This window comes from Paraburkholderia sediminicola (assembly GCF_046027825.1).
In the GTDB taxonomy this organism is placed as follows: Bacteria; Pseudomonadota; Gammaproteobacteria; order Burkholderiales; family Burkholderiaceae; genus Paraburkholderia; species Paraburkholderia sediminicola_D.
Genome location: NZ_JAQQDU010000014.1, coordinates 69896 through 88007, shown reverse-complemented (window position 1 = coordinate 88007; position 18112 = coordinate 69896). Strand labels below are relative to the sequence as shown.

Genomic DNA, 18112 nt, shown 5'->3' with positions numbered 1-18112 from the left:
GCCTTAACGGCATCGACCGTTGAAGAGAACCGGAGCGGGCCATATAGGAAGGAGTCAGCCGTGAACAATTCGCCATACTGGCCCGAAGGCCTTGCGCATCATCTGTCTTCGCCACAGCCTTCGCTGTACGAAAACCTCGAAACCTCTGCCTGCCGATATCCCGCAAAGATCGCGCTTCACTACTACGGCGGAGCATTGAGTTACGCACAATTGCGGCACGAAGTAGAGGCGCTGGCAGGCTTTCTGCAGCGTCAATGCGGTGTCGTGGGTGGCGATCGCGTTGCGATGTATATACAAAACAGCCCGCAATACGTCATCGGCTACTACGCAATCCTGCGAGCCAATGCCGTGGTTGTGCCGGTTAATCCGATGAACACGACCGCCGAACTCCGGCACATTATTGAGGATTGTGGTGCCAAGGTCATTCTGCTCGGTGAGGAGATCTACGAGAATGCACGGCCCCTTCTCGGCAACGCGCTGAGCCATGCGATCGTGGCGCGCTATGCCGACTATCTTGCTGACGGCACCAACCTGCCGCTACCGGCCGTGGTGACCGAGGCCGTCCCCAACCTCGAAGTCTACCCCGAGTTCTCCGCGGCTAACGCGCCGAAAACCGTGCGCTGGCGCGCGGCCCTTGCGGCCGCTGAGCAGCCGTCGCCGTATGTCGCATCGCCCGAGGACCTCGCCGTGATTCCCTACACGTCAGGCACCACCGCGGCCCCGAAAGGATGCATGCACACCAATCGCAGTGCAGCGCACGTCGTCGCGGCCTCGCTGCAATGGTGTGATTTGTCGCCTGACTCGGTCGTCTTGTGCGCAATGCCGCTGTTTCATGTCACCGGCATGCAGCAATCCATGAATGTGGCGATCTCCCTTGGCTCGAGCATGGTTGTGATGACACGCTGGGACAGTCGCTGTGCCGCTCTACTGATCGAGCGCTATCGCGTCGGGTTCTGGATTGCAATATCGACCATGATGATTGACTTCATGAGCTTGCCCGATCTTGATCGTTTCGACTTGCGCTCCATCGAACGCCTGGCCGGCGGTGGCGCCGCCATGCCGAAGGCATTGGCAGAGCGCATTGATACCCGTTTCGGGGTCCCCTATATGGAGGGCTATGGGTTGTCCGAGACCATCTCGGCGACTCACATCAATCCGCCGCAGCGCTGCAAGCTGCAGTGTCTTGGCATACCGATACAGGATACCGAATCAATCGTGGTCGACCCCAGCACGCTCGAAGTACTCGGCCCGCAGGTAACGGGCGAGATTCTGATCAGTGGCCCGCAGGTGTTCAAGGGTTACTGGGGACGCACCGATGCCACGCGCGATGCCTTCGTCGAGGTGGACGGGACACGTTATCTGCGCACCGGCGACCTCGGCTACATCGACGAGGACGGATATTTCTTTTTCGTCGACCGGCTAAAACGAATGATTAATGTGTCCGGTTATAAGGTATCGCCTGCGGAAGTCGAGACTGTGCTGTTTGGACATCCTGCGATTCAGGAAGCCTGCGTCGTTGCAGTACGCGAAACCCGCAGTGGTCAGGCCGTGAAGGCATTCGTGGTCGTACGCGCCGGCGCCGATGTGTCAGCCAAGCAGATTATTGAATGGGCACACGAGCATATGGCTTCGTACAAGGTACCCCGGATCGTCGAATTCGTCCCTGCGCTGCCCCGGACAGGTAGCGGAAAGGTCCAATGGCGACTGCTGCAGGAGCGGGAAAATGCGTCTCCCTCGCTTGCTGGCTAACCGATGCCGACACGAGGGGTACCGCGCTGGGTGGGCGTTCTGCGCGCTGAACGTCGCCGCGTACTTGTCGGCCTCGCCGACAGCCCCGGCTCACGCTAACGACAACGCAGCCGGCTCACAACAATCAACGCACCAACGCCCTCGCAAGCGCGATCACCGCCGACTCGATTACGTCGCTGCCGATAGACGCAAATCCCAGCACCAGCCCAGGCGGCGCCGCGCGGTCGATCGCGTAGAGCGACAGCGGTCGTGTCTCGATGCCCTCGCGCGCCGCACGGCGCGCCATCTCGGCATCGTCTATGCCGGGTGGGAAGAAGGCCGCTGCATCGAGTCCCGCGATGATTCGTGGAACTGTCAGCAGTCCGGAAAGATGTCGGTCGGCGGCCATCTTCAGCGCTTCGGCACGCTCGCCGTACAGCATCCGCATACGCCGGATGTGCCGGCCAAAATGACCGTCTGCGATGAACTCATGCAGCACCGACTGCTGATCCAGTGAAACATGCCGCGTCGTCAACGACAACGCGGCCACGAACGGATCGACCAACCGGTCGGGCAGAATCGCATACGCGGTCCGCAGCGCCGGAAACATCACTTTGCTGAACGTGCCGCAGTAGATTACGTGTCCATCGTGGTCGAGGCTCTTCATTGCGGCCAGCGGATTGCCCTCGAAGCGGTATTCGCTGTCGTAGTCGTCTTCGATGATGACAGCGCCTCGATCCCGCGCCCATTCGAGCAGCGACAACCGCCGTTCAAGCGCGAGCGGCGGTCCCAGTGGCGCTTGCCGCCCAGCCGTGACATAGGCGAGACGCGCGTCAGCGACGTGCCGCCGCGCCCATTCCACGTCAACACCGCCCGCATCAACAGGCACGCCGACAACCCGGGCGCCCGCAGCTTCGAGCGCGAAGCGCGCCCCGGGATAGCCCGGATCCTCGATCCATGCGGCGTCGCCCGGATCAAGCAGCAGACGCGCGCCCAGATCGATAGCCTGCTGGACACTGCCCAGCACCACGACGTTATCCGCCGTACAGGTAATACCGCGCGACATGCCCACATACCCGGCGATCGCCTCGCGCAGCGGCAGATAACCTTGCGCCTCACCGTCGCCGAGCAGATCTCGTCGTGTGCGGCGCGCGCGTTTTGCCGCCAGCCGTGCCCACAGTTCAAATGGAAACGCATCAAGATCAGGTTGGCTGGCACGAAAAGCCCGTGCCGGACTCCCGCGGCCGCTCACCTGAAAAGGGGTTCGCGCAAGCAGACGGCCTCTGGTCGAGAGTGCAATGTCACGTGCTCGCGCAGCGCCATCGTTATCGTCATTGCGGTCATGCGCGCTTGACCGTCCGTCGTACTTCTTGATCGACACCCGATCGCTGCTATCGAACCGTCGGTCCGGCAGTTCCGGCGTGACGAAACTGCCGCGTCCGATGGCGCCCGTCAGATACCCTTCCGCGTCGAGTTGCGAAAACACGCTCAGTACCGTTCCGCGTGACAGAGCAAATCGCGCCGCGAGATCGCGCGACGACGGCAGGCGTGCACCGGGCGACAACCGGCCCGTCAAGATCGCCGAGCGCAGTTCGTCATATAGCCAGCGTTGCAGCGACGTACCGTGCGGCCGCGGCGCCAGTGCAAGTTCGATCTGTTCGGCCCGGCGCATCGTCACCTCTTGCAAATTGGCTCAATCAATTTCGCAATAATGGACCTTTTTCACGACCATTAACAGCCTTACCCTGCTCCTCGTCGAAAGCGCGACATACCGTTGCAAGCGTTCGCCATCGCAGACAGGAGAAGGGAAATGACGCAGAGGGTTTTTGTGGCCGGGGCAAGCGGCGCCATTGGTGCCGCGCTTATGCCGCTGCTGATCGCCGCGGGCTATACGGTGTTCGGTGGCACCCGGCGCGCCGACCAGGTGAGAAAGCTTGAAGACGCAGGGGTCACGCCGGTTGTCGTGGACGTATTCGATGCGGCCGCACTGCGCGACGCACTGGTTCGCATCGCGCCGCACAGCGTGATTCATCAATTGACCGACCTGCCATTCGGACTCGCCCCCGCCCGCATGGCTCAGGCGGTGACCGCCAACGCCCGGATACGTGACGAGGGAACGCGAAACCTGGTCGCAGCGGCCATTTCAGCCGGCAGCAAACGGATGATTGCGCAAAGCATCGCGTGGGCGTACCGGCCAGGCGTGACGCCCTACGACGAAAGCCGCCCGCTCGACCTCGATGCGCAAGGCGCGCGCGGTATTAGCGTACGGGGCGTCGCAGCGCTGGAGCAACACGTGCTGACAACGGCGCCGCTGATTGGCACGGTGCTTAGGTACGGACAAATATACGGGCCCGGCACAGGCGCCGATGCCCCAACCGGCTCAAGCCCGCTGCATGTCGAAGCCGCCGCGTATGCGGCGTTGCTTGCGCTTCAACGGGGCAAGGCAGGCGTATTCAACTTCGCGCGGGACGAAGCTGAGGTCAACAATGTGAAGGCGAAGCGTGAGCTGGGTTGGTCGCCGGACGTGCGATCGGGGACGTGCGTATGAACCCTCGTGCTCTGCCGCTTCTGGCGCACCCGCCTCGCCTGGCCGGGAAGCTCATGACGCTTGCCGCGATGGCGGTGGTCGTGCTGACGCTCGGCCCCGCGGCGCCTCGTTCAGCCGTCGACTGGTTGACGGACATCTGCGGTGGCGGCGGGGATCCGCTGCTGGCCAGTGCATCGCCCGGTGCCAACACCGCGAGCCGGCCCGCTTCGAGCGTCAAGGTTCTGTCGTGCGAAGCGCTGCCTAACGCGCCGGGCAAGTCGGTGACGACGGCCATCGTCGATTTTCCGCCGCTCGGCTTTACGCCCGCGCATCGTCACCCGGGTTCGGTGGTGGCGGTCGTGCTGGAAGGGACGATCCGCTCTCAACTGGAGGGTGGAGCACCCGTTGACTATGCGAGTGGACAAACGTGGTTCGAGCCGCCGCGCGCGCTTCATCTGTTCGCCGAGAATCCCGATCCGACGCACTCTGCGAGGCTGCTTGCGACCTTTGTCGCTGACACCGGTTGCGGGGCGTTGGTGTTGCCGCCGGATGAGGATTCATAGCCGAACGGTGGGGCGAACGGCCGCTCCGGCCGAACCCAGTGGCCAGCTGTCCCGGCGTACGTACGTCTGGCCAGGTCTTGTTGCGTCGTTGCCAGATGCCGTCGTGCCGCCAAGGATCACGATTCCTGCCGGTGCCAGGCATGCGGACTTCGATGTGTACGTTTCACCCTTGCAGCCGCCTGGGGAGATTCGGGTCGCCGCGGTTACCGTGTTTGTGAGGAGTAAGGGGTTACTCGTAAAGCTTTGAGCGACGTGGTGCGGGCTCGAACGACCACTGCTCGGCCGAAGCGCGTGCGGCGGCGGTAAGGCTGCTATAGGTCGCTTTCCTGTTGTTCGCACACCGATGGCCCCGAATGTCAGGTCTCACTGTCGGCGAATGAATGCTCCCGCCCACAACTGCCGTTCAGACCGCTAAAACTGCAATGACAGCTCCCGGGGTACAACGGACCACCACCCAGTTGGTAACTCATCGACCAACGCCGTCATTGAGCCGATCGCCGGCCGAGGGTCGCCATCGGCCCCAAAGCCACCTTTCCGCTTTCCCGAGGGTAGTCGTTCATCTCGGATGGACAGTGCAACCGCCGTCGGACAACGAGGCAATTCAAGAGCATCTCTTACTTCTCCTTCTCCTTTCTAATCTCGGCCTCTTACCCCCGGCATACCGCAACCCGCGAGAGGGATGGTCCCGACGTGGAGATAACTATTTCCCAAGACCGAGAAGGAATTCGCGATCGGGTTCCGGCATTGAATTGAGCCATTCCGATTCGGCTCCTGGTTCGGGCAACACCTTACCGTACTCAACCATCTGGGACGGCGGTAGCTCAGAGAGATACACCCAAACCGAGCGTCTTTCAGCTGCCGTCGCGTTTGCGACAAGCGTGACGAGAGCTTCGAGTAGACCCCTCTTCTGATCCGCGCTTCTGCCCGCGCGGATCTGTCCTTGGACGAATAACTGATCCGACACGAGCGGTGCTCCGCCGAGGAAGTGATCGCCAGCCGGAATGGCCTGAAAAATCACCTGCGCGAAAAAACCTTGCGCGCCGGTCGCCTCGCTATGTGCGCGCGTAATGGCTCGCGCGATCTCCTGCTTCTGCGGATCGGTAAGCCGGCCGGCCGCCGCCGTCACGGTATAAGTTGGCATGCTGCTCTCCTGTCGCAAATGCACGCTACGATGCGGATTTGCAAATCCAGAAATTGGGGCGATGCGTACGCCTCGTCCCTCACAGCCCCGACGCAATATCTAAGGCAATCTGTTGGCGCGCCGGAACATCGATGACTCGTCATTAATGCGCCTTGCTATCGACAGATTGTGACCCATTCAGCGTTCCCGATCCATCTATCGAGGTGCGTTGATCCCGCTCTCCGTAGAGCCCCGCGTGCATCTTCGACCGATCGAGCTCCCCCTCCCGCGCCGACACCACGACAACCGCTACTGCATTGCCAATGACGTTCACGATCAATCTCTTTCGCAATAGCGGTTGGTAGGCTTACTGGGCGGTCGTGGCGTTTTTCGACGTGTAGCGCGACGCGGCCTTGGCATTGGCGAACCGGGGAGCGAGCGCGCGACGGTCGGCTTCCCACTTCGTCCAGTCGTCGCCATCCTGCAGCGTCGGGATGGTCACGAGTTCGCCCTGATCGAGGCCGGCGAGCGCGGCATCCACCAGATCGTCGGCTGTCATCGTGCTCGCGGCTTCCTTTTGCTTCGCATAGCCGGCGACGTCCCAGAACTCGGTGGCCGTTGCTGCCGGCAGCACGGTCTGCACCCGCACGCCCTTGCCTGCGAGGTCGCGCTGAAGCGCATGGCCGAAACTCAGCACGTACGATTTCGAGGCGCTGTAGACACCGTTCAGCAGCTCGACTGCAATACCGACCACCGAGCTGATGTTGATGATCGTGCCCGAGCCCCTGGCGACGAACGCAGGCGCAACCGCGTAGGTGAGACGCGTCAGCGCCGTGATGTTCAGGTTGATCATCGACTCCATGGAGTCGACGTGACCGTCGAGAACCGATGCAACCGAGCCGACGCCCGCGTTGTTCACCAGCATCGTGATGCGCGGGTCTTCGCGCAGCAGGGTTTCGATTTTTGCGAGCGCTGCCTTGTCGTTGAGATCGGCGGCGACTGTTTCGATCGAGCGACCCGTCTCTTTCGTGAGGCGCTCTGCGAGAGCGTTCAGTCGAGTCTGGTTACGTGCCACCAGAATGAGGTCGAAACCGCGTTTGGCGAGACGGTCAGCGTAGATGGCGCCAATACCAGCCGATGCGCCAGTGATCAGGGCGAAACCTTTCGTAGAGGAAGTCATTTTCAGTCCTTTGAGTGGGTGGTTGAACCAACAGGGCGTCGGTTCATGGAGCGAATTCTGACCGCAGACGTCCTCGACCTCAATGTCATATATGCAAGGATTTATGCCATGACTTGACCTGCGTTGCTGTCCGTTTTGTGCTACCTTCAACGAATCAAGCCATGGCTCGCGAGGCATTAATGCATACCGTCGGACTCGTCGTCTACCCCAACTTCCAGTCGCTCGCGCTCGCAGTGGCGAGCGTGTTCGAATACGCCAATCTGCTGCGCGGCGAAGCAGCTTACGAATTCAGCATCGTGTCCGAGCACGGTGGACCTATCGCTTCGTCCCAAGGGTTTTCGGTTCATAGCGAACCACTTGCCAAAGAGGGCTACGACACCCTCATCGTGGCGGGCGACAACGAAGGCCGCCTTCCTTCGGCCGCGCTGGTGGATTACCTTCGGCAAGCGCCGCGCCATTCACGGCGAATTGCGTCGATCTGTACGGGTGCGTTTGTTCTGGCTGCCGCAGGTCTGCTGGAAGGAAAGCGGGCAACGACACACTGGTTCCACGCGCGCGACTTCCAGAAGCGGTACCCGGACGTACAGCTCGAAGAAGACCGCATCTTCGTCGTGGATGGACAGGTCTGGACGTCGGCCGGCATGAGCGCCGGAGTGGATCTCGCGCTTGCGATCGTCGAAAACGACTTCGGACTGGAGACCTCGCGCATGGTCGCGCGCAAGCTCGTGCTTTATCAGCGTCGCGGTGGCGGTCAATCGCAGTTTTCGGCGCTGCTGGAGATGGGCGCGCGCTCGGACCGCGTTCAAATGGCGCTCACCTTCGCGAGCGAAAACCTGGCGAGCGATTTGTCGGTCGAGCGGCTGGCCGAAGCGGCACGGCTCAGTCCGCGTCAGTTCAGCCGTGTGTTTCGTGAGGAAACGGGCCAATCGCCCGCAAAGGCAGTCGAGCGGCTTCGCGTTGAAGCCGCTCGGCTGATGATGGAGACGACTCGTCACCCAATCGAGATCGTTGCGAGAGAGACCGGCTTTGGTGACCGGGAGCGGATGCGTCAAGCCTTCCTGCGTGCATTCGGTCAGCCACCGCAAACCATACAGAGGGCGTCGGGTGTCACGCCCCTTGCGCTTTGAGCGTAGTTCGCCTTACTGCTCGCCCGGCGTCCATTCAGGGCTATAGCCGCCCAGCGCCGGGTGATACATCTCATCCCCGGAATGCTGGGTGAATTCGACGTTGAGCCGGTCTTCACGCAGGCCGAGAATTTCGATGCAGTGCGCGCACAGCGCTTTGGCCACTTCCATACGCAGCTCGGGCGCCCTGCCCTTTCTGATGTCCAGCATCATGACCGCGACCGGGGTGGGCGCTTCGCCGGCTTCGGGAATCCGCCAGACACCGCCCTCTCCCAATTCTCGAATCGCGACGCTGATACGCCTGATGTCGACCGACATCATCCGCGCGTAGGTCTCGCTCATCTTCAGCGCCAGGCGCCGCTTGTCTTCCACTGGATAGTGGTCGTTGACGTCCAGTTGCAGGTAGGGCATGGTCGTCGCACTCCTTAAAAGCCCCAATTTTTCACCCGACGCGGAGCCTCTCCAATGTCAGATGCGCAAGGTTTCCGGACACGCGGATGATTGCGTTACCCGCTGAGGATCAACTTTGTTGACAGTGGAATCGCCCAGATTTGAAAGCAGCCCCGGCATTGCTGACGTGGAGCGCGGCCCTGCGTCAGCTAAGGCCTACGACGCGACGTACGTCATCGGTGGTCGAATGGCAGTTGACGGCGCGAAGCAGTCTCACGAATGTCCAAACGATGGTCGCAATGAGTGTCTCTTCCTGGCCGGCTCCGCCCGATAGTGGCAATGCCAGATAGCGGTCGCTCGTTCCTTGCCGTTTGCGACATACCGCGACCGGCGACAATGGTCCGGCGGACGTCCGACGAACTGGAGGCCGCGAGAATGATCAATTGCGCGGCGCACATTGATGCGCCAGTCATCTGACAGAAACCATCACGGAAGATCAACAGCCAGTCTCGGGCATAGGAACCCTGGAATCAGGGAAACCTCATCGGGCTCCCAAACGCGAAGCGGGCACGTCATCCACATCGCTCGCGAACGGCGGCTTGCGCGCAGACCGTATGAACCGGTCGTTTCGAATCCGGCAGGATCAATGCGGCCTTCGGCAGGCTTCGGCCCGGAATGACCCCGCAGCCAAAGATCTGCCGCTCTGTAGCGCGCACCCGTGGACTATCGGCTTAGGGCGGCCTGGGCCCGTTGCAGCCACTCACTGTTATGTTCGCGGGCGTGGCGTGGCCAATGCCTGGCATCCTGCACAATCTCAGCGTAACGTTCGCGCGCACGCTGGCGGTCGGCCTCGTCGGGCTGCGCCGCTAGCCAATCACCGTACAGGCAACGCGGTGCGGCGTCGCTTGCGCTCGCGAGCGCAATCTCGAACGCGGCGCGTGTGCCTGGCGCGCCAATCGCGGCCAAGGCCCGTGCATACAGCAACGCAGGCTCCGGCTGCCGGCGGGCGAGAGGATGGGCGGCGAACAATTTTTCCAGCGTGTCCTGCGTGGCTGAAGCATTGCCGCTGGCAAACTGCGCACGCGCCAGCCCCTGGAGTAAAGCCGGATCGGATGAGAACGGCCCGCTGGCCGCCGCCTGGTAATGCTCCAGGGCTTCGGCGGCAGTTCCTGCATCGAGCAGCGCTGCAGCCAACCGCATGCGATGCGCGACGGTCGGCGCGCGATCGAAATCCGTGCGCGCCTCGCGCACCGCCCGGTTGGGATCGACAAGCTGCGAGAAGGCCCTCGTTGCCGCCCTTGCCCCACGCGACTGGCGCAGCGAGGGCAAGTAAATGACAAAGAAGTAGACCGCACTGCCAAGGCCAGGGAAAAGAAACAGGATCAGCAGCCAGTACATGTTCTGCTGGTTGCGCACGGCATGCACCGCAAAGAACAGGGCGATGATGACGTAAAGGCTGATTCCGAAGATGCGCATTGACGAGAAGGTCGGTTGTGGGGCGTTGCCGACGGTACGTCAGCGAAACGGCAGAGCGCTATTGTGACAGAAGCGCGCTGCCATGCCTGGTAGCTCGGCGGGACCCTTCCCGCGACCAGGCAGTTAGCCCGGCCCGCCAGACAGCGGTGGCCACGGAGGCTGCCTCACGCCGCACGCGTCGCACGTATTTGTTTTTGCCACTCCGGTTCAGCGGCAGCGCGGCAGTGCCGTCCACTGCAGCCGGTTGTTAAGCCTCATTGCGCCCCTGGCGCCGGAGTACCACATGGGTGGCTTTCTCCGACGCAACGAACTGAACGCATTCGTATCCCAGAGCGCGCATGTCAACTTCCTCGAACAGTCGCTCGCCCCCGCCCAGCAGGACCGGCGAGATCGCGACGTGCAGCTCATCGATGAGGCCCGCACGAAGATATTGCTGGATGGTGTCAGGTCCGCCGCCTATGCGCACATCCAGTCCGTTGGCGGCCTCGCGCGCCCGGTCAAGCGCCTCGTGAATGCCGCCCGTGACGAAATAGAACGTCGTTCCGCCTTGCATCTGGATGGGTGGGCGCGCGTGATGAGTCAAGATGAAAGTTGGAACGTGATAGGGTGGGTTGTCCCCCCACCAGCCTTTCCAGTTCATGTCGGGCCAGGAACCGCGAATCGGTCCGAACATGTTTCTGCCGAGAATCCAGGCGCCAACATTCTTGAAGCCCCGCGCGGCGAAGTCGTCATCGATCCCGGTTGTGCCACCGTCGACGCCAAACAGGCTGCGTTGGAACGTGCGTGTCGGGACTAACCACTGGTGCAAATCTGTCCCGCCCACGCCGAGCGGATTACTCATGTCCTGATTCGGACCAGCTCCGTATCCGTCAAGCGAGATGGTAAAGCCATCAACTCGGACGCGTGTCATTTTCATGCCCTCCTTTCGATTGACGCCTAACGTAATGTTGACCGCAAGATCTGTAGCTTATATCGGTCACTGCGGTATACATTGGCCATAAGAATCCTAAAAAATGCCTTACCAGCCTGGTATTTAGCGTTCACTGAAAAATCAGCTAAATATAACGCCCGTGAAAGCCCGCACTCAACAACGCGTAATCCGGCAGTAATATTGCAATCAAATACGCCGCCTGCCAATCAAAAGTTGCGATACGGCATCGAATAGGTCCGATGCGGGAATGTCGCAAAATGGCCGCACGGAGCCCAACGACGACCGGCTCACATCGCCCCACAAGAACCAGTCATGGCCCTACGAAGCAGTCATTCATAGAACAACATTTGCACCGCGCGATCACCAATTTCTTGCCGGATAATGTCGTAGGAGCGTGACGCAAGCTCTTCCTGGATTGAATTGGCGTTTATCCGTCGTCACGCCCCACGACCCGTATGTAACACGGATCGACTCGGCGTCGCTCCTGACCTTCAACTTTCGGTATCCAACGCTCGGCCCAAAGTGTGAGCCGCGGCTGTCCGGATAGAAAAAGCTTTGAAACAGGACTATGATCCGCAAACTGGGCAGCCCTAATCTTGAAATTGGCGGAGGTTCCTTTGAGAGCGAAAACCACGTTTATCTTTTTCCCGGGCAACGATACTCCAAATTCAGTTCGAGCCGCAGTCGCAGTTTATTGGATTACATTTTCAGTTTTTTTCGTCCGTTTCGTTCTTCAAGTGGGCGTTCCGCCTTTCAGTAATTCCAAGGAAGCTGAAGCGGCGATCACGCTGTTTGGGCTGTTCCTCGCAGTTTTAATCTTCTATGCATTCACCATCACGCGGCTTTCGGATGGAAAACGTTGGGCAAGATACGTTGCGCTTTTTTCGACGGCGCTCGCCATCACAACAACCCTCTATAGTCTGTTTGCACACGGGCTATCCTCCGAGCAGAACAACGTCGTGGGGGTCATAAGCGTTGCCGCGGAAACTGTCGCCGGGTTATTTTTGCTGACCCCGGAAAGCTCCGCATGGTTCAAATCAAAGATTAAATAAACTGACAATCTCAAACGGACTGGGATTGGTTGCTTTGGGGCGACCGGTGTCTGCACGACCGCATGTAATCCACAATCCAGTAATCTATCGCCGCGATAATTTCCGGACCGAAAATAGACCTCTTACAACCATAATGGAGTACGAATGAACTTCGATTGGCACGGCGGCCATATTACGCGGGCAACGGTGGTCGACAAAACCTACAGAAACACACAAAACGTACGCCGTTTTTTAACCTCTCAGTGTGGGCCCGACTTCAAATTTAACCGTGAGTTCATGGCGTGGATTCGCGATGGCTCGGGCAAGAACATGGGCGACGTCGCCGATGAATGGTGTCGACGGCAACGAGAGTCGGCGACCCCGGCGCCAGCTTGACCTGCTACGGCTAAAACACAATTCGCAGACACGTGGGCCAGTTGCGCATATTGCGCAACTGGCCCACGTCGACAATCTATTCAAATGAAGCGTCTCGAACGTCAGACGCCACCGAAGAAGTTCACGTCCGCGTAATCGACGCGCCGCCATCGACTAGCGAAGCGGTACCGGTCACAAAGGACGAATCATCGGACGCAAGATAAAGCACCGAGCGCGCAAGTTCTTCCGGCCGTGCGACCCGCTTGAGCGCATGCAATCCGGTCACGAAAGCCTGCGACTCGGCGGTGTCGTTCATGCCGCGATACATCGGCGTATCCACGGCGCCGGGCAAAACAGCGTTGACGCGCACACCTTGCGGTCCATACTCGGCAGCCAGCGCTTGCGTCAGTCCAATCAACCCGGCCTTGCTCGCAGCGTAGGCCGCGGTGCCCGGGAAAGCGAACGAGTAGCCGACGAACGTCGATGTGAAGATGATCGATCCACCGCCTTGCTTCAGCATTTCGGGGATCTGGTGCTTCGCACCCAAAAAGGCGCTCGTGAGATTGGTCGCCAATGCGCCCGACCAGCCTGCCTCCGACACGCCCGTGGTCGGGCCCATTTCGCCCAGCGTGCCGGCGTTGTTATAGGCGATGTCAAGGCGTCCGAAGCGGCTGACAGCGAGCGCGACCAATGCTTTCGCGAAGTCCTCTGACTGCACGTCACCTGCCAGATACGCGGCCTCACCGCCTTCGCTGACGATCTCGGCAGCGAGCGTTTCAAGTTCAGCTTCGCGGCGCGCCGCGATCACCACTTTTGCGCCTTCGGCGGCGAACAGTTTTGCGGTGGCACGGCCAATTCCTGCACTGGCACCGGTCACGATGGCTACTTTTCCTGTCAAGCGTTGCATGTTCAATCTCCTACTGCGGTTTGTTGGCCAGTGCCCAATGCCTTGGTCCATGTGACGCAATATAGGCTTCAGCCTCAGCCGCAGGAAGGCGCAAAACATGGGTATATCATTCAGCATTTGTGAATGATCGGAGAAGGACATGGATCGGCTACGCGCTTTCGAAGTCTTCGTGACCGTGGTGAGCCGTGGCAGCTTCACGCGCGCCGCCGATGCGCTCGACACGTCGCCCGCCAACGTAACCCGCTACGTGAATGAGTTGGAAGCGCATCTCGGCACACGCTTGCTGAATCGCACCTCACGCAAGCTTTCGCTCACCGAGGGCGGCGAAACGCTTTACGCCCGCTGCAAATCCATCCTCGACGACGTCGCCGAGACTGAAGGGCTTGTGTCATCCGCGTCGGTCGAACCGCGCGGCCGACTGCGCATCAATGCGCCTGTGAGTTTTGGCATTCTGCATCTGGCACCGCTGTGGCCCGAGTTCATGCGGAAGTACCCCAAGGTGGAACTCGACGTTTCGCTGATCGACCGTGTCGTCGATATCGTCGAGGAGGGTTACGACCTCGCCATTCGTATCTCCCGCAGCGGTTCAACTAGCCATGCAGCCCGCAAGCTGGCGACATCGCGAAACATCCTGTGCGCGTCGCCAGCCTATCTGGCGCGTTACGGATACCCGGCAGTGCCGGAGGACCTGGTTGAGCATCGATGCATCGGCTACTCGTATGCGGCCACCGGCAACGAGTGGCAACTGATCGACAGTGAGAAGAAGGCTCACACCGTGAAGGTCAACTATCACATGCATACCAACAATGGCGATACGGCGCGCGCCGCGGCGCTTGCCGGGCAAGGCGTGATCTGGCAGCCCACGTTTCTGATCGGTGACGACCTGCGCGCCGGCAAGCTCATTCAGCTATTGCCCGACTATCGCCTGCCTGATATCGACGTGCTCGCGTTGTACCCGAGCCGTCGACACCTGAGTGCCAAGATACGCGCGGTGGTCGATTTCCTGGTCGATGCGTTCGGCGGTGTGCCGCCATGGGATCGCGTTGACGCGAACGCGAAGTAGCGGCGCCTGGCTTGCCATTCAATATGCTTTCAATTTCCTGTCATAAAGCATCGGCAAACTGGCGGACTTTCGCGCGCTGCGCGTCGCCCTTTCTTTCCGACCGATTCCACGATGCCTCATCCGCTTGCCAGATTCGCGCTCGCCGCGACGTTATCGTCGCTGCTCGCCCTTGCCGCCTGCGGCGGCGACGGTGTGTCGTCCCCTGCCTCCAGCAAGCCGGCGGACGACGTCTCGACGCCAGGCACGACACCCACGTCCCCTGCCACGCCGACGACGCCCCCGCCCGCGACCACGCCGCCGGCAACGACCACGCCACAGCCCGGCAAATGGCAGACGGCAGCGGCGGGCGACATGCTCGACGTGACGCTCGGTGATCTGCATCCGGCGCAGGCCGCGCTCGGCTACGATCAGATCTATTACAAGCTCGGCCGCTACGAGCTGAAACCGAACAAGAAGTTTGACGATTTCTGCGCGGACGAAGGTCTCACTGGCGTAGCGGCGAGCGGCTATTCGTCGACGTCGAAGCTGACCGACGCCGCCAGCTTCACCTGCACGACGACGGATCCGGCGAAGCGCGACACGACGGTGCTGAACCCTGTCGTGGTCGGCCCGAACGGCGACACGTTGTACCTGACGGACGGCCATCACGGCCTGTCGACGTACTACGAGGTGCCGGACGGTGGCCCGGCGCTGCACGTGCACGTGGTCGTCAAGGCCAACCTGAGTGCCTACGCGGGCGACACGTTCTGGGCGGAGATGCAAAACCGCGGCTTCACGCGACTGAAGGACGGCAACGGCGCGACGATCAAGCCGGCGCAACTGCCGACGGGCCTGGGTCTGAAGCTCGGCATGCAGGACGACAAGTTCCGCTCGCTCGTCTACTTCACGCGCGACATCGGCTACAGCAAGCCGACGCCGTCGACGGACTTCCTCGAGTTCTACTGGGCCGACTGGTTGCGCGCGTCGTTCCCGCTGTCGAGCTACACGTTGACGACGCCCGGCACGACCGATCCAGATCCGGCAACGGCCGACACGGGCTACCTGAACGCCGTGTGGAATGCGTCGCAACAGATGGTTGCGTCAGCGGACTCAGTGATTGACGGAAAGACCGGCACGGATCTCGGACGCCTCGCGCTGATCAATAGCGGCAAGAAATATTCGAAGGGGGTCTTCGACGATCTGCGGCAACCGATCACCGCGGCGAGTCCCGGCAAGATCGCCTACGCGCTCGACTACAGGACGCGCCACGGTATTCAGTGACCGCGCACAATCGCTGACCGTTATTGAACTGCCAGGCCTTCATCGAACTTGACTTGTCGCAACCCGCAGCAGGAAAATTACTCTCTCTTGCAGCCGCGCCCCGCGGCGACAAGTCGGTGTTCGCGTGCCTTCAATGGAGGTTCGTATGAGTTATCACCTGGAAGGTCGTCTGCTCGAAGTTTGCAACTGCAAGGTACTTTGCCCCTGCTGGATCGGCGAGGACCCTGACAACGGCACCTGCGACACGATTGTCGCGTGGCGTATAGACAAGGGAACGGTTGACGGCGTCGACGTGGCCGGCAATACCCTCGCGGTCGTTGCCCATGTGCCTGGCAATATCCTGCAAGGCAACTGGACTGCCGCGGTCTATGTCGACGACCAGGCTTCTGAGGCGCAGGAAGAGGCACTGCTGAAGGTCTACACCGGCCAGGCCGGCGGACCGGTTGCCGATCTCGTCAAGCTCATCGGCCAGGTCGTATCCGTGGAGCGAGCGCCGATCCGCTTCACCGTGGTCGCAGGCAAAGGCGAACTCGAGATCGGCACGAACTACTACGCTGAACTCGAGCCCTATCTCGGCGCGACCGGTGGCCAGACCACCCTGTCCGACACCGTGTTCTCGACCGTGCCCGGCGCTCCGGTGTTTGTCGGCAAGGCCCCGACCTATCGATCGAAGAATCCCGCACTCGGCATCGACCTCGACATCAAAAACCACAACGCCCTGCAGAGCACGTTCGTCTTCGACGCATGAGCCCGACGACGGCAGGCCCGCCGCCGTCCCGCGCCTCGCGTCATGTTCACGTGTTCGTGCCAGTCCTGGCTGCGCTCATTGCGCTCGCGTGGGTGGTGTTATGGGCGTGGGCGCGCAGTCCATACGGACGCTATATCGAGCACGGTGACTGGACAGCGTCAGGACCGGCGGCATTTCTGTGCCGTGTCGTTCCCGCCGGAGACGTGGTCGTGCCCACGGTGCTCTACGCTGTCGCATGGATCCTCATGACAGCGGCCATGATGCTGCCGACCACCTTGCCGTTGTTCAATGCCTTCGACCGGTTGACGGCTGGGCGCCCAGACCATGGGTGCCTTCTTATGCTGCTCGGCATGGGCTACATGACGGTGTGGGGCGCCTTCGGACTCCTGGCGCATGCACTTCACAGTGCAGTGCTGTCCCTGCTCGCCAGCGTACCCACGCTGGCCTGGCATGGCTGGCTGATCGGCGTCGCAGTCATTGCGGTGGCTGGCGCGTTTCAGTTCAGCAAGCTCAAGTACCGGTGCCTTGAAAAGTGCCGCACGCCCTTGAGCTTCGTCATCGAGCACTGGCGTGGGCACGCGCAAGCGCGCAATGCGTTCGCGCTTGGCGCGCGGCACGGCCTGTTCTGCGTCGGGTGCTGCTGGGCGCTGATGCTATTGATGTTCGCGCTCGGTACCGGCAGCCTCGGCTGGATGCTCGTGCTTGCCGCCGTGATGGCGATCGAAAAGAACGTTCGCTGGGGCAAGCGTCTCAGCACGCCCCTCGGCGTGGCGCTTTTGTCGTGGGCAGTCGTTCTGGTCGTGACCCATGCATGAGGCGCGCGGTGGCGTGTTCATTTTGCAGACGACTGTGCTCACTGCGGTGGCGATGCTCGCCTTCGCGGCTAATTCGCTGCTGTGCCGGCTCGCGCTGCAGCGGGGGGCAATCGATCCGGTCAGCTTCGCCGGCATCAGGCTGGTTTCGGGAGCAATCATGCTCGCCGTCATCGTGCGGTTCAGGTCAGAACGGCCCGCGGCCCGCCATGCCGACTGGCTCGCCGCTGCCGCGCTGCTTGCTTACGTCGCCTTCTTCTCCTTCGCGTATCTCACTTTGTCCGCAGGCACGGGCGCATTGATTCTGTTCGGCGCAGTTCAATTGACGATGTTCAGCGTGGGTTTGCGCTCCGGCGAAAAGTTCGGCCCCCTCGCATGGCTCGGTCTCGCACTGGCAGTCGCAGGGCTTGTCTACCTGGTGTCGCCGGGGATCGCAGCGCCGCCGCTCGTTGGCGCGGCGTTGATGGCGATAGCGGGCGTCGCATGGGGCGTGTACTCGTTGCGTGGCCGCGGCGTGGCCGACCCGCTCGCCGCGACGGCGGGAAACTTCGCGCGGGCGGCCCCGCTTGCCCTCTTGCTGAGCGTGCTTTTCATCGCCAACGCCCGCGCTTACGCGAACAAGGCCGGGGTTGCTCTCGCGATTGCCTCCGGCGCGCTCACGTCCGGCATCGGGTATGTCATCTGGTATGCGGCGCTGAGCAAGCTTACCGCCATGCGAGCCGCCACTGTCCAGTTGTCGGTGCCGCTGATCGCTGCATTTGGCGGCGTGGCGTTCCTGTCGGAAGCGATCACGCCGCGCCTGGCTGCGGCTTCCGCTACGATTCTTGGCGGTATCGCGATGGTGCTGGCCAGCAAGTCGCGCACATAGCGTCCATCG

Annotated in this window: 18 protein-coding genes; 11 read left to right on the top strand and 7 right to left on the bottom strand. The window is 61.4% G+C overall.

All coding sequences use genetic code 11. From position 1 onward, the window contains the following. The first annotated feature begins 60 nt into the window (after positions 1-60). On the top strand, positions 61-1749 hold the full coding sequence (locus PQQ96_RS10380) for a long-chain-fatty-acid--CoA ligase (RefSeq protein ID WP_408291386.1): 1689 nt from the start codon (positions 61-63) through the stop codon (positions 1747-1749). Between the two features lie 124 nt (positions 1750-1873). Here PQQ96_RS10380 and pdxR read toward each other — a convergent pair whose 3' ends face one another. Continuing rightward, positions 1874-3400 (bottom strand): MocR-like pyridoxine biosynthesis transcription factor PdxR, encoded by a 1527-nt coding sequence (gene pdxR / locus PQQ96_RS10375; RefSeq protein WP_408291384.1) that lies wholly within the window; start codon positions 3398-3400, stop codon positions 1874-1876. Between the two features lie 138 nt (positions 3401-3538). Between pdxR and PQQ96_RS10370 the strand changes: the two genes are divergently transcribed. Both PQQ96_RS10370 and PQQ96_RS10365 read left to right on the top strand, forming a co-directional pair. Beyond that, positions 3539-4276, top strand: a complete 738-nt coding sequence (locus PQQ96_RS10370) for an NAD-dependent epimerase/dehydratase family protein (RefSeq protein WP_408291382.1) — start codon at positions 3539-3541, stop codon at positions 4274-4276. Further along, positions 4273-4818, top strand: coding sequence for a cupin domain-containing protein (locus tag PQQ96_RS10365; RefSeq protein WP_408291381.1), 546 nt, complete (start codon positions 4273-4275; stop codon positions 4816-4818). Before PQQ96_RS10370 ends, PQQ96_RS10365 begins: the two co-directional genes overlap by 4 nt. A 700-nt stretch (positions 4819-5518) precedes the next feature. Here PQQ96_RS10365 and PQQ96_RS10360 read toward each other — a convergent pair. Beyond that, positions 5519-5959 carry a tautomerase family protein gene (locus tag PQQ96_RS10360; RefSeq protein WP_408291379.1) on the bottom strand — a complete coding sequence of 147 codons (441 nt, stop codon included), beginning with the start codon at positions 5957-5959 and terminating at the stop codon, positions 5519-5521. A 346-nt stretch (positions 5960-6305) separates the two neighbouring features. Further along, entirely contained in the window at positions 6306-7118 is an 813-nt protein-coding gene (locus PQQ96_RS10355) for an SDR family NAD(P)-dependent oxidoreductase (RefSeq protein ID WP_408291377.1), read from the bottom strand. A 179-nt stretch (positions 7119-7297) separates the two neighbouring features. On the opposite strand from PQQ96_RS10355, the gene PQQ96_RS10350 reads away from it, so the two are divergent. Continuing rightward, positions 7298-8245: a GlxA family transcriptional regulator gene (locus tag PQQ96_RS10350; RefSeq protein WP_408291375.1), complete on the top strand. Its 948-nt coding sequence runs from the start codon at positions 7298-7300 to the stop codon at positions 8243-8245. Between the two features lie 12 nt (positions 8246-8257). Here the strand turns inward: PQQ96_RS10350 and PQQ96_RS10345 are convergent, their stop codons facing one another. The 3 genes from PQQ96_RS10345 to PQQ96_RS10335 form a co-directional block, all read right to left on the bottom strand. Then, positions 8258-8653: a tautomerase family protein gene (locus PQQ96_RS10345; RefSeq protein ID WP_408291373.1), complete on the bottom strand. Its 396-nt coding sequence runs from the start codon at positions 8651-8653 to the stop codon at positions 8258-8260. Positions 8654-9355: 702 nt separating this feature from the next. Continuing rightward, positions 9356-10108 carry a hypothetical protein gene (locus PQQ96_RS10340; RefSeq protein WP_408291371.1) on the bottom strand — a complete coding sequence of 251 codons (753 nt, stop codon included), beginning with the start codon at positions 10106-10108 and terminating at the stop codon, positions 9356-9358. Between the two features lie 247 nt (positions 10109-10355). Continuing rightward, entirely contained in the window at positions 10356-11018 is a 663-nt protein-coding gene (locus PQQ96_RS10335; RefSeq protein WP_408291458.1) for a dihydrofolate reductase family protein, read from the bottom strand. A 638-nt stretch (positions 11019-11656) separates the two neighbouring features. Between PQQ96_RS10335 and PQQ96_RS10330 the strand changes: the two genes are divergently transcribed. Together PQQ96_RS10330 and PQQ96_RS10325 are read left to right on the top strand one after the other, a co-directional pair. Continuing rightward, the gene (locus PQQ96_RS10330; RefSeq protein WP_408291370.1) at positions 11657-12091 is read left to right on the top strand and encodes a hypothetical protein; all 435 of its coding nucleotides are present in this window, start codon (positions 11657-11659) and stop codon (positions 12089-12091) included. 144 nt (positions 12092-12235) lie between these two features. Continuing rightward, on the top strand, positions 12236-12466 hold the full coding sequence (locus PQQ96_RS10325; RefSeq protein ID WP_408291369.1) for a DUF6434 domain-containing protein: 231 nt from the start codon (positions 12236-12238) through the stop codon (positions 12464-12466). A gap of 121 nt (positions 12467-12587) precedes the next feature. Here PQQ96_RS10325 and PQQ96_RS10320 read toward each other — a convergent pair whose 3' ends face one another. Then, the gene (locus PQQ96_RS10320; protein WP_408291367.1) at positions 12588-13352 is read right to left on the bottom strand and encodes an SDR family oxidoreductase; all 765 of its coding nucleotides are present in this window, start codon (positions 13350-13352) and stop codon (positions 12588-12590) included. A gap of 139 nt (positions 13353-13491) precedes the next feature. Between PQQ96_RS10320 and PQQ96_RS10315 the strand changes: the two genes are divergently transcribed. The 5 genes from PQQ96_RS10315 to PQQ96_RS10295 all read left to right on the top strand — a co-directional run bounded on the left by PQQ96_RS10315 (position 13492) and on the right by PQQ96_RS10295 (position 18103). After that, entirely contained in the window at positions 13492-14415 is a 924-nt protein-coding gene (locus PQQ96_RS10315; RefSeq protein WP_408291366.1) for a LysR family transcriptional regulator, read from the top strand. A 111-nt stretch (positions 14416-14526) separates the two neighbouring features. Next, positions 14527-15675, top strand: a complete 1149-nt coding sequence (locus PQQ96_RS10310) for a ParB/Srx family N-terminal domain-containing protein (RefSeq protein ID WP_408291364.1) — start codon at positions 14527-14529, stop codon at positions 15673-15675. Positions 15676-15820: 145 nt separating this feature from the next. Next, the gene (locus tag PQQ96_RS10305; RefSeq protein ID WP_408291363.1) at positions 15821-16423 is read left to right on the top strand and encodes a DUF1326 domain-containing protein; all 603 of its coding nucleotides are present in this window, start codon (positions 15821-15823) and stop codon (positions 16421-16423) included. Continuing rightward, positions 16420-17238: a DUF2182 domain-containing protein gene (locus PQQ96_RS10300; RefSeq protein WP_408291361.1), complete on the top strand. Its 819-nt coding sequence runs from the start codon at positions 16420-16422 to the stop codon at positions 17236-17238. Before PQQ96_RS10305 ends, PQQ96_RS10300 begins: the two co-directional genes overlap by 4 nt. Further along, positions 17231-18103 carry a DMT family transporter gene (locus PQQ96_RS10295; RefSeq protein WP_408291359.1) on the top strand — a complete coding sequence of 291 codons (873 nt, stop codon included), beginning with the start codon at positions 17231-17233 and terminating at the stop codon, positions 18101-18103. Before PQQ96_RS10300 ends, PQQ96_RS10295 begins: the two co-directional genes overlap by 8 nt. The last annotated feature ends 9 nt before the right edge of the window (positions 18104-18112 follow it).